Genomic DNA, 11,487 nt, shown 5'->3' with positions numbered 1-11,487 from the left:
GCAACATCCGGCCAGGTTACTGTGGTTGCCATGCAACCCTTGACCTGGCCGGACTGCAGCAATGTAAGGGATCTGGGCGGCGGTCCGATCCAGCCGGGTCGACTGATCCGCAGCGACAATCTCGACCAGCTGTCCGCCGCCGGCCTTGCTGCCGTCGAGGCTGCTCAGATCAGCCGCTTCGTGGATCTGCGGAGTTTCTGGGAGGCCGAGACGTTCCGGTCCCCGTTGACCGACGATCCGCGAGTGCGGGTCATGCCGCTGTGGGACCCGGCGGATCCGGACGTGTCGGAGGCGGGGTTGTTCGAGCAGTACCGGATCATGGTCGACGACTACGCCGAGCGGGTTGCCTCGGCGGTTGTGGCGATTGCGGAGGCGCCTGCGGGGTGTGTGGTGGTGAGCTGCCATGCGGGCAAGGACCGGACCGGGGTCATCGTCGCGTTGATTCTCGATCTGGTCGGGTTGCCACGTGAAGTGGTTGCCGCCGACTACGAAGCTTCCGGGGACCCGGCGGACATCATGGTCCGGCTGCTTGATCACGTGCACACGCAGTACGGCGGAACGGCTGCGTACCTGCTGAAGTCCGGGGCTACCACTGAGCAACTGGATGGATTGATAGGTCGGCTGACGGGGTGATTCCCCGGGCGATCCCCGATGTTTGTGCTGTCCGTGCCGGGAAGGGTTGGAGGCTCGGACGGACAAGAGGAGATCGGGATGCTGGTGCAGGGAATGGTTGCGTTGGTGACTGCCGCGATGACGGCGGTGGTGCCGGCTTCGCCTTCAAGAGGTGGCGATCTGCAGAAGAGCCTCGACGGGGTGGCGTCGATCGGCGCGCTGGCCGAGGTGCGGAACGGGGCGCAGGTCTGGCGTGGGAGTAGTGGCGTCGCTGAGCTGGGGACCTCGCGGAAGGTTCCGGTGGACGGGCGGTTCCGGGCCGGCAGTATCACGAAGACGTTCGTCGCCACCGTCGTACTGCAATTGGTCGCCGAAGGGCGCATCCGGCTCGACGATTCGGTCGAGCGTTGGTTGCCGGGCGTCGTACCGAACGGCGAGAACATCACGGTGCGGCAATTGCTCAACCACACCAGCGGTTTGTACGACTACAAGAACACGTTGCCGATGCCGCCGAGCGAGGACTTCTACGCGCTTCGGTTCCGGACCTGGACCGCGAGCGAGCAGATCGAGCGCGCGCTGGCGAATCCGCCGGTGTTCGACAAGCCGGGTTCGCAGTTCGACTACTCCAACACCAACTACCTGCTCGTCGGCGAGATCATCAAGAAGGTCACCGGCCGGACGTACTCCGACGAGATCGAGCGCCGCATCATCCGCCCGCTCGGACTGCACGGTACGACGATGCCGCGGACGTCGACGCGTATCCCGGGACCACATCCGCAGGGATACGTACCCAAGGACGGCGGGCAGCTCGACTGGACCGAGATGAACCCGACCCTGTTCGGCGCCGGCGGCGACATCATCTCGACGACCCACGACCTCAACCGCTTCTTCTCGGCCCTGCTCGGCGGGCATCTGCTCCCGCCGCGGCTGCTGCAGGCGATGAAGACACCGGGAACCGAGGGCGGGACGTACGGCCTCGGTCTCTCCTGGCACGACACCGACTGCCGAATCCGTGTCTACGGCAACGACGGCGATGCCCTCGCCTACCAGGCCTACTCGTTCTCCACGGCCGACCCCCGCCGGCAGGCAACCGTTGCCGTCACGCCGCACCTGCCGACCAACCCGGACGCCACCGTCGACGCCTTCCTCGACAAGGCGTTCTGCTCGTGACACGTTGACTGCATGACTCGGTTCACGGACGACCAGATGCGCGCAGCGATGAGCACGACCCGCGAGTACACGGTCGTACTCCTCGAGGAAGGACCGCAGTACGGCGCCGACGGGGCCGACGCGATCATCTGGGAACACGGCCGGCGAAATTTCGAGCTCCGCGCGGACGGTCTGCTGAACGTCGTCTGCCCGATCCGGGACGATTCCCCGCTCTGCGGTATCGGCATCTTCCCGGGGACCGCGGACGACGTACGGCGGCTCATGGACGACGATCCGGGGGTGCGCGCGGGCGTGTTCAGCTACCGGATCCACCCCACCCGGAGCTTCCCGGGAGATGCCCTGGGAATGTGAGATTGTCCGGCAATCGGTTTGGCCCTCGGGCGAAACGGCGAGACTGGGATGGATGCGTTGCTGCCGTCGACCGAGGGGGACCGGGACCTTGGAACTCGCCACGCTCGATGCCGACGACTGGACCATCGCCCGGGAAGTCCGCCTCCGGGCGCTCAAGGATTCGCCGTCGGCGTACATCTCGGAGTACGAGGACGAGCTGGCAGTCGGCGAGCCCGAATGGCGAGAACGCTTCGCCCGGATGCGCTGGATCGTCGCTAGTCACCAGACACGGGTGATCGGCCTGGCCAGCTCGGTCCGCGTCGACGGCCGACCGCCGTACGAACGCCACGTCGAATCGGTCTGGGTCGATCCACGACACCGGCGTACCGGAATCCTGCGATCAATCTTCGGCCATCTCACCGAGGTCGAGCCGGAAGTCACCGAGTGGCGAGTTTGGGTGCTGGACACGAACTCCGTCGCCCGTGAGGTCTACGAACGCCTCGGCTTCACCCCAACGGGCGAGTGGCAGCCGCTAGCCGACGGTTCCGGTCGGCTGGAGATTCGTCTGCGCTTCGATGCGCGCTGATACGCCGTACCCACAAGAGGCCCAGGTCTGAAGCCCGAGCTCAGCCAATGCGTCGCGATCAGAGAGCTCCGAGGTGTAGCGCCACAGCACCTGCTCCCACTGCAACTCGTCCTCTTGCCATTTCTGGATGAAGTCGACGCACAGGTCAGGCGTGATGCTCGAGGCCCGCTTCTCTGCGACTCGGAGCGATTCGTGGGCGTCGAGCATCCTCAGGTATTCGACCGGATTCGCTGACAGTTGGGCCTGGGACAGCGCAGCAATCGTCTCTTCGATTGTCTCCAACCGGATCTCGATGAACTCTCGCCACAGACTCTTGCGGGTAGCGGCCGCCAGTTGCTCCTTGAATGTCCACCGAGGTGTGCTTTCGAAGAGCGCATACAGGCCCTCTGCCAGTATGTCGCCGAACTCCTCGCGATCCGCCCGTCCCGGATCCGCGAACGGTGCGTACTTCGCCTGCCGGACCTCGCCGATCCTCGGCAACGACCGCTCGGCCGCGTGCCGCGCGAAGAAGAACCAGTCCTCGTTGTAGACATCGGCGAAGAACGACAAACCCGGCTGCTGGAGATTGACGCCCAGCGCCGCTCCGCTGACGAACACGTCCTGCTTGAAGCCGGCCAGCCGTCGCGCGTGACAGACCACCGAGTTGTCAGGGAACTGTCTGCTGACCATCGAAGCGACCGGATGCCGGTCGAGAGTCCCGGACAGGCGCTCGACATCCCACGGGTTGAACTGGCTGATGTCGTCATCGACGAACAGGATCTTGTTCCAGCCCCGCATCCGGCCGAGCAGCAAGCCGATGTTCCGCTTGGCGCTGAGGTCGCTGGAGCGGCCGGCCGACGCCATCTTGAACTCGGGGCCTGACGTCAGCGGGGCGTCGTACGGAAGTTTGTAGTTCTCGGGCACATCGACGACCAGGGCTCTGGCGCCGAACGTCCGCTCCACCCGACGCACGACCTGTCCGACCTGTGCCTGCCGGCTGCACAGGATGACCAGCGGCACGGACAGGGTGGCAGAAAGCGTGATGACATCTTGCAGGGCTGATGCCGGCCGGGCCGCCGGCACAACGATCGCGTCCAGCCGGCTGCGCGCTACTGGCGCCACAGCGGCGGAGACATCACGCAGCAGCGACGCGTGGGACTGGCCGTGCGTGAGCTGACGGCTCATTCGTCCTCCTCCTCGGGGGACCACTCGTAGAGGCGGTTCTCCGGGATTTCCAAGTCAGGGGTGACGGCTTCGCCGTTGATCACTGGGACGCGCAGGAGCAGACCAAAGATTCCGCCCGGGAACCTGTTAGCCAGGAAGGCCTCGTTGCGTTCGCGGACAGCATCGTCGGTGAGCGTGCGTACCGAGCCCAGGACACCGCGGCTGTAGACGCCATTGCAGATGGTGATCGTCCGGCTGTGGTTGAACGGATTGCGCAGCCGGGCCAGGAGGGCGACGTCTTCGACCAATTCCCGCGGAGTGTCATCTTTCCAGGCGTCCTGCGCCTGGAATGCCTCCAGCTCAGCTTTTGTCGGCGCGTCATGGGTGGCGTCCTTGAGCTCTTCCCACATGGGCCGGTACTCGCGGCCGTCGCGTGATCGGAAGATCTCGCCATCGGCCAGGTCCGCGACGGACATCTGCCGGATCGGCAGTTGGTCGAGCACTCGTAGCAGACGGCCGGTGACCTGGTTCCAGGCGATGCCGCCGAGCAGGATGAGGTGGCCTGACAGGTTGTCTGCGCTCACCTCGGAAGGAACTACGTGCCGTGTGCGGAGCTCGGGGTTGGAGGCGCGCACATGGCCCCACATTTCAATCAACGCGTCGAGGTCGGCGTACTTATACAACCGGGTGTAGTTCGGGTTGTCCTCTTCCGCAAGCGGAGAGCGTCCCTCCGCTGGAGCTTCAGGGCAGACCAGCGTGATCGGACCGGACTCGAAGTCGAAGGTGTAAGAGCCGCCGAGGGCCGACGAGGTCGCTTGTTGGCGAACGCCGTCCCGCAGCCCGACCAGCTCACGATGAAGAGCGTTGAAGCGCTCTCGCTCCGCTGCGCTCAGATCTTGCTCACGCGGCACCCGCGTGGCCACTGGTACGACGGACTTCGCGAAAAGCAGCGCATACGAACGCAGACGTTCTTCCGGCGGCAGTTTCGGGTTGCCCTGTGACTCCCACGAACTGATCGTTGCCACCGCGACACGTGTGTCGGAGCTGAGCGCAAGCGAAAGATCTTTCTGGGTCAGTCGCTGCGACTCGCGGAGCTCACGAAGCCTCCGGGCGAGTCGTACGGCCTCTGGTGAGGGGGCCACTGTCACTCCCGAAATCTGCTCAGCCAACTACGGGTGCCACGGACCGGCTGATCCTATACCCGCTCTACCCGACTCCACTGACTTCATCTGAACTCCGCACCGAAGATCCTTCGCTGCCTGCGCCGCTCAGCTTCGTCGACTCCCTGCGTTTCCCTGCTCACGATCCGTGTTCAGCTAGCCGCAGTACACCATCGCTCTACCGTAGTACCGAAGTCGACCTGAATCCAACTGAACTCGCACAATACGCCGAAATACGCCACCTCCGAGGGTCGTCTCAGCTGTCGACCCCCGATATTCCAGTGACGCAGGTGGTCTTACCCGCAAGGATGGCGCGCGTGGACGAGGTCAAGGTTGTCGTAGCCCATAGCGAACGAGCGACGCTGCGGGTCGGTGACGTGTTCCTGAAGATCGACGCCGATCAGGCGAATATCGACGTCGAGGTCGAGGCGATGGCCCTCGCGCCCGTCCCCACCCCAGAGATCCTGTGGCGCAAGCCGCCTGTGCTTGCCCTCGCTGTCGTTCCGGGGTTTGCGCTCGGCGTACTCGGTGAGCCGTCGCCCGCTTCGCCGGCCGCCTGGGCTGCGGCGGGTGCCGCCGTACGGACGCTGCACGAGGCGCCGCTGCCGCCATGGCCCGGCCCGAACCTCGACAAGATCATCGAGCGCCTCGACAACGAATGCGACTGGCTGATCTCGAGCGGCACCCTTCCCGCCGACCTGGTCAAACGGAACCGCGAAGTCGCCGGGGCCGCACTCCGCCCATGGACCCCGGCCTTCATCCACGGAGACCTGCAGATCACGCACATCTTCGTCCAGGACGACAAGGTCACCGGCATCATCGACTGGTCCGAGGCAAGCCAAGGCGACCCCCTGTACGACCTGGCCATCCTCACCCTCGGCCATGAGGAATGCCTGCCCGGCCTCCTGGCCGGCTACGGCACCGACGTAGACGTCGACGTAATCCGCGGCTGGTGGTCCCTCCGAAGCCTCTCCGCCTCCCGCTGGCTCGTCGAACACGGCTTCGACCCCAACTCCCCAGGCTGCGAATTCGACGTCCTCAGAGCCGCGATGTGACGGGCTTGCCGGTGCCGGTCTCCACGACGTACGCCAGGAGGTCGCGGGTGTCGGCGAGTAGTTCGGTCTGGTCGTCGTACGTCGAAGGGCCGGTGCCTTCGCGGAGACGCAGGCCCTCGGTCAGTACTCGGTGCCAGCGGTTGTCGTAGTACGTCAGTGCCCAGCGGGCGGCGCGGGACTTCGCGGTCATGTCGCCAGTGACGAGGAGATGGTGCAGGCGCACGGAGCCGACGATGCAGTGCGACAGGAGGTAGTCGCGCTCGCGCTCATCCGCCGGCAGGTCCGCAGGCGTTGCCCGGGTCAGGCCCTCTGCGTTGCGGCGCCAGTACGTGTCGAGGTTGTCGACGGTGTACTCATGCAGCGCCTTCTCGTCAGTCCAGATGTCGAGTGTGGACAGCTCCGGTCCGGCGATTGTGACCCCACTCCGCGCCAACTCATGCCAGGCAACAATCCACGACGGCGACGCAAGCACCTCGACCGTCCCGGTATTCAGCATCTCCGGCACCGGCGGCACGGTCCGCGGATCACTCGCGAGGTCAGAGGCCAGCAAGTACGGCCCGTCAAAGTGAATAGCCGAGTACTCCGCCATCAGAGCGTGCACGCCCCGCAAAGCCTCCACCTCATCCGCCTCCGGCCGATGAGCAACCGTGGCCACAAAGTCAACATCAGACTGCAGCGCCGCCCACTCCCCGAACGCCACCCCACCACGCAGATAAACCCCAGTAACCAACCCCGCCGGCAACTCCTGCTCAACCAACACCAGATACCGCTCACACAAATCCCGCACCGGACCCGGAAGCACCACGATCTCCCCTCATCACCGTCCTGCAAACATCCATGGGATGCCCAAACCCGCTGAAGAGTTCACCGGACTTGTTGCAGAGGAGCCCTCACCGTGACGATGGGTCGATCCTGTCATCTCTGCAATGACATGTCCGAGCCTGGTTCGCCTGCCAGTTCGACAGCGGTTCCGGGATCGGCATGCCGCGCCTTTGTCCAGGGCGACCGGTGGTTGAGCCAAGCCGGTGTCCACCAGTTCGCGTCGCCCAGCAGCTTCATCAGGGCCGGTACGAGAATCAGCCGGACGACCGTCGCGTCGACCAGGACCGCGGTGGCCAGGCCCAGGCCGAACATCTTGGCCGTTGGGTCGTCGGCAAGGGAGAAGCTGACGAAGACCGTGATCATGATCAGCGCTGCCGACGTGATCACGCGGCCGGTGGTGGTGATGCCGTGGATGGTCGAGGCGGTGTTGTCCTGGGTACGCACGTACTCCTCGCGGATCCGGGTGAGGAGGAAGACCTCGTAATCCATCGAGAGCCCGAACACCACGGCGAACATGAACATCGGGATGAACGGAAGGATCGGAATGGTCGAGTCCAGCCCGATCAGGTCCGCGGCCCAGCCCCACTGGAAGATCATCACGATGACGCCGAAGGACGCGCCGATGCTGAGCAGGTTCATCAGCGCGGCCTTCAGCGGTACGACGACCGACCGGAAGACCACGGTGAGCAGCACGACGGACAACAGGATCACGGCCCCGATGAACCACGGCAGCCGATCGTTGACCCGCGCCCCCACATCTGCGAGGGTCGCCGTCTGACCACCGACATGAGCCTTCGCCGGACTGTTCCGCAGTACCGAAGGAAAGACCTCCGCGCGCAGCCGCTTGACGGTCGTCATCGTGGCGTCGTCCTGCGGTCCAGTCGTCGGTACGGCGATCAGCGTCGCGACGCCGGCCGCGGTGTTCACCGCAGGAGGTGCGACCGATGCGATGCCCTGATCGGCGCGCACGGCGTCGAACAGGGGCTGTACGACGCCCGGATCGCGCGAGATGTCGACGGCGACCACTAGCGGACCGTTGCTACCGGCACCGAATCCCGCGGCGACCAGGTCGTACGCCCGGCGCTCGGTGCGTTGCACGGGAAGTGCGCCGTCATCGGGTGTGCCGACGCGGAGTGCGAGCACGGGTGCGGCCAGCGCCAGCAGCAGCACGGTGGCGCTGACGGCGTACGCGGCGGCGTGCTTGGACACGTGCCCGGCCCACCGCTGCCAACCCGAACCAGGCGACGGCCGCACCCGACGTACCCGAATGCGATTGATCCAGTGGCCGGCCAGACCCAGGAACGCCGGCAGCAAGGTGATGGAGGCGAGCACCATGGTCAGCACGATCAGCGAGACCGCAATCCCACCCGCGGTGACGAACGGTACGCCGGCCACCACCAGCCCGAGAATCGCGATCACGACCGTGCCGCCGGCGAAGAGCACAGCCTGTCCGGCAGTCGCGACCGCACTCCCGACCGACTCCGCGACCGACATTCCCCGGGACAGATACTCCCGATGCCGCGTGACGATGATCAGCGCGTAGTCGATGCCCACTCCGAGCCCGATCATGCTGCCGAGCACGGGCGCCCAACTGGGCAGGTCGATGAGATACGTGACCAGGGACAGTGAACTGACCGCGAGCGCGAGCCCGAACACCGCCATCCCGATCGGCAGGCCCATCGCGATGATCGATCCGAACGCGAGCAGCAGGATCACCACCGCCGCGATCAACCCGACCGCTTCACCGAGACCGGCCTGGCCTTGCTCGAACGCGTAGAAGAGATCCCCGCCCAGCTCGATCCGCAGCGGCGAGTCGACCGCCGCCAGGGTCTTGAGCTGCTCGAGGTCGCTCGGCTCGAGCTTCTCGAGTACCGGGTACTGCAGCCGGATGAGCCCGACGCGACCGTCCGGCGAAATGACGGGATCGCCGGCCCTCAGCACGTGCGGCAACGACGCCGCAGCCGATTGAATCCGGGTCAGAGCGGTTCGCAGGTCAGGCGAGTTGAGCGTCGACGTCGAGTCGCGCGGAGTGACGACTACCTGCGCCGTGAGCCCGGCCTGATCCGCTCCGGCAGCCGACAGCAGGTCGGTGGCGGCTTGCGAATCCACGCCGGGCGCCCCGAACGAGTCCTCGAGTTTCTTGCCGAAGGCGCCGGATGCCGCGATCACGAGCGCTGCGACAACCAGCCACGCCCCGATCACCACCCAGGGGCGACGTGCGGCGTACCGGCCCAGTCTGTACAGATTCGACCTCATCATGGATCCCTTCGGCGAGAGTTGGGTTCAGCGTGCGGCCGAACAGGCGGCTGCCACCTCGGGCGATGAGCCGGACTTCCGTCGGCCGAACAGCCAGGTCGCGTCCCGTACTTTGAGCCGATCCGCTCGGCGTCCGGAGTCCCTACGCTGTGGGCATGCTGAGAAACGCCGTCCGCTCGCTGCTGGCCGAGCCGCGAGCGCCCGAGCCACCCAGGCGGGTGTGGCGTGACTGGGTGCTCGTCGGCGGCCTGCTGACGGCGGTCGTTCTCGAAGGCGTATTCCGCGAGGACGTCGCGTGGAGACCAGCTGCGATCGTGATCGCCGCCGCCGTCGTGTGCGCTCTGCTGTGGCGTCGTACCCGTCCGTTGACGGTGGTGGCCGCTGTATTCGGCCTCCTGATCGTGATCAACCTCGTCACCCTGGTCACCGGGAACGCGACCTTCGGGCTCTACACGATGATCTGCGTGGTGGTGCTGCCGTACTCACTGGCTCGCTGGGGATCCGGCCGCGAGTTCCTCATCGGGCTGGCGTTCATCCTGGTGGCGCTGGTGCTGGGAATCGCCAGCGACTTCAACGGATACGCCGAGGCGGCGTTCGGCAGCATGTTCCTGCTCTTCCCCGCGACAGTCGGGCTCGCGGTCCGCTATCGGTGGACCGCCCGGCACCGCGAACTGGACCAGGTGCGACTCCGGGAGCGTGAGCAGTTGGCCCGGGAGCTGCACGACACGGTCGCTCACCATGTGTCGGCGATCGTCATCCGAGCCCAGGCCGGCCGAGCCGTCGCCGCCACTCGCCCAGAAGCCGCGGTCGATGCGCTCGCCGTCATCGAGGCGGAAGGCACGCGGACGCTGGCCGAGATGCGGGCGATGGTCGGCCTACTGCGCGATGACGGTACGGCGGCGCTCGTCCCACAGCCGGGAGTGGGCGACCTGGAGCGGCTCGCCCGCAGTGTCGGGGACCGGCCGCGGGTCGAGGTCGAGGTGTCGGGTGACCTCGGCGACGTCGGACCAGCGGTCGGCGCAGCGATCTACCGGATCGCGCAGGAATCGATCACGAACGCCGTACGGCATGCCCGGCACGCAACGCGCATCGACGTCCGGCTGACGTCGTACGACGACTCCGTCCGGCTGACCGTCCGCGACAACGGGGAAGCGACCTCGAGGAACTCGGGAGGTTACGGTCTGGTGGGGATGACCGAGCGCGCGACGCTGCTCGGCGGCACGCTCGCCGCGGGCCCTGATCCGGACCGGGGCTGGTCCGTCGACGTGGTGCTGCCCCGAACGGCGGGCGGCCGATGACGATCCGGGTACTCGTCGCCGACGACCAGGATCTCGTCCGGACCGGACTGGCGATGATCCTTGATGCCCAGCCCGGTATCGAGGTGGTCGGTCAGGCGGCCGACGGTTCGGAAGCAGTGCAGTTCGCTCGCCGGCTGCGCCCCGACGTGTGTCTGCTCGACATCAGGATGCCCGGGCTGGACGGGATCGCGGCAACCCGCCAACTGGCCGGGCCCGGCGTCGCCGACCCGCTGCCGATCGTGGTGATCACCACCTTCGATCTCGACGAGTACGTGTACGGCGCTCTGAAGGCCGGAGCGCGTGGATTCCTGCTCAAGGACGCCGGGCCGGACCTTCTGGTCCAGGCGATCCACGCCGCCGCCAACGGCGACGCACTGATCGCGCCGCGGATCACCGCACGGCTGCTGGCCGCGTTCTCCGAGCCACCGACCGCCCGCTCGGCAGTCGAACCGATCGAGCCACTGACCGCCCGCGAGGAACAGGTCCTGATCGCCGCCGCCACCGGCCGCACCAACGCCGAGATCGCAACCGACCTGCACATCAGCCTCAGCACCGTGAAGACCCACCTGACCGCGGTAATGGCCAAAATCAACGCCCGAAACCGAGTAGAAATAGCCATCTGGGCCTACGAAACCGGCCGCATCAAGCCCTGAGAGCCGTAGGCCGTCAAAGGTCAGACCGATGCCCGCGACCGTCAGCAGGCCGGCATCGAAGGTCCAGCCTTGTTCGCCATGCACCAGGGCGTTGACAGCGACGACAACAGCGGAATCGCGAGTACACCGAACAACCAGTTCGGCAGGTGCGAGAAGGCGAGCACAACCCAGCCCACCCGATCGACGAGATGTACTTGCGCGCCGCCGGCGCGCGATCGGGATCGTTGCGGGCGACAGCATCGACAGGCGCACCACGACGTACCCGGCAACCGTCACCCGGACATTGATCTCGTCGCCATGGTCGACATTCCGGAGTGGTGCGGTGGACCCGCGGCCCGAGTGATCAGGGCCACGTCGCGTGCGTGGGAAAGAAAAATCCCTCCCCGGTGTGCGGAGAGGGTG

Annotated in this window: 11 protein-coding genes; 7 read left to right on the top strand and 4 right to left on the bottom strand. The window is 66.2% G+C overall.

Annotated features, from left to right (window positions below):
- Positions 1-30: 30 nt before the first annotated feature.
- The 4 genes from ABT313_RS14630 to ABT313_RS14615 all read left to right on the top strand — a co-directional run bounded on the left by ABT313_RS14630 (position 31) and on the right by ABT313_RS14615 (position 2,698).
- Positions 31-633, top strand: coding sequence for a tyrosine-protein phosphatase (locus ABT313_RS14630; RefSeq protein WP_350852639.1), 603 nt, complete (start codon positions 31-33; stop codon positions 631-633).
- A gap of 78 nt (positions 634-711) precedes the next feature.
- Complete coding sequence (locus tag ABT313_RS14625; protein ID WP_350852636.1) at positions 712-1,782, top strand: serine hydrolase domain-containing protein; 1,071 nt, start codon at positions 712-714, stop codon at positions 1,780-1,782.
- Positions 1,783-1,794: 12 nt separating this feature from the next.
- On the top strand, positions 1,795-2,133 hold the full coding sequence (locus ABT313_RS14620; protein ID WP_350852633.1) for a hypothetical protein: 339 nt from the start codon (positions 1,795-1,797) through the stop codon (positions 2,131-2,133).
- Positions 2,134-2,221: 88 nt separating this feature from the next.
- On the top strand, positions 2,222-2,698 hold the full coding sequence (locus ABT313_RS14615) for a GNAT family N-acetyltransferase (protein WP_350852630.1): 477 nt from the start codon (positions 2,222-2,224) through the stop codon (positions 2,696-2,698).
- Here the strand turns inward: ABT313_RS14615 and ABT313_RS14610 are convergent.
- On the bottom strand, positions 2,645-3,862 hold the full coding sequence (locus ABT313_RS14610; protein ID WP_350852628.1) for a hypothetical protein: 1,218 nt from the start codon (positions 3,860-3,862) through the stop codon (positions 2,645-2,647). The two genes, ABT313_RS14615 and ABT313_RS14610, sit on opposite strands and share 54 nt — an antisense overlap.
- Positions 3,859-4,866, bottom strand: a complete 1,008-nt coding sequence (locus ABT313_RS14605) for a hypothetical protein (protein ID WP_350852625.1) — start codon at positions 4,864-4,866, stop codon at positions 3,859-3,861. Before ABT313_RS14605 ends, ABT313_RS14610 begins: the two co-directional genes overlap by 4 nt.
- A gap of 452 nt (positions 4,867-5,318) precedes the next feature.
- Here ABT313_RS14605 and ABT313_RS14600 point away from each other — a divergent pair, with 452 nt between their 5' ends.
- Positions 5,319-6,056, top strand: coding sequence for a phosphotransferase family protein (locus tag ABT313_RS14600; RefSeq protein ID WP_350852622.1), 738 nt, complete (start codon positions 5,319-5,321; stop codon positions 6,054-6,056).
- On the opposite strand, the gene ABT313_RS14595 is transcribed toward ABT313_RS14600, so the two are convergent.
- The gene (locus tag ABT313_RS14595; RefSeq protein ID WP_350852619.1) at positions 6,040-6,675 is read right to left on the bottom strand and encodes a hypothetical protein; all 636 of its coding nucleotides are present in this window, start codon (positions 6,673-6,675) and stop codon (positions 6,040-6,042) included. The two genes, ABT313_RS14600 and ABT313_RS14595, sit on opposite strands and share 17 nt — an antisense overlap.
- Before the next feature lie 296 nt (positions 6,676-6,971).
- Complete coding sequence (locus ABT313_RS14590; RefSeq protein ID WP_350852616.1) at positions 6,972-9,134, bottom strand: MMPL family transporter; 2,163 nt, start codon at positions 9,132-9,134, stop codon at positions 6,972-6,974.
- A 155-nt stretch (positions 9,135-9,289) separates the two neighbouring features.
- Here ABT313_RS14590 and ABT313_RS14585 point away from each other — a divergent pair, with 155 nt between their 5' ends.
- Positions 9,290-10,432 carry a sensor histidine kinase gene (locus ABT313_RS14585; RefSeq protein ID WP_350852613.1) on the top strand — a complete coding sequence of 381 codons (1,143 nt, stop codon included), beginning with the start codon at positions 9,290-9,292 and terminating at the stop codon, positions 10,430-10,432.
- Positions 10,429-11,085 (top strand): response regulator, encoded by a 657-nt coding sequence (locus ABT313_RS14580; RefSeq protein ID WP_350852610.1) that lies wholly within the window; start codon positions 10,429-10,431, stop codon positions 11,083-11,085. Before ABT313_RS14585 ends, ABT313_RS14580 begins: the two co-directional genes overlap by 4 nt.
- Positions 11,086-11,487 lie beyond the last annotated feature (402 nt).

It is taken from the genome of Kribbella sp. NPDC000426, from assembly GCF_040300265.1.
GTDB lineage: Bacteria > Actinomycetota > Actinomycetes > Propionibacteriales > Kribbellaceae > Kribbella.
This window is presented reverse-complemented; position numbering and strand designations above follow the sequence as displayed.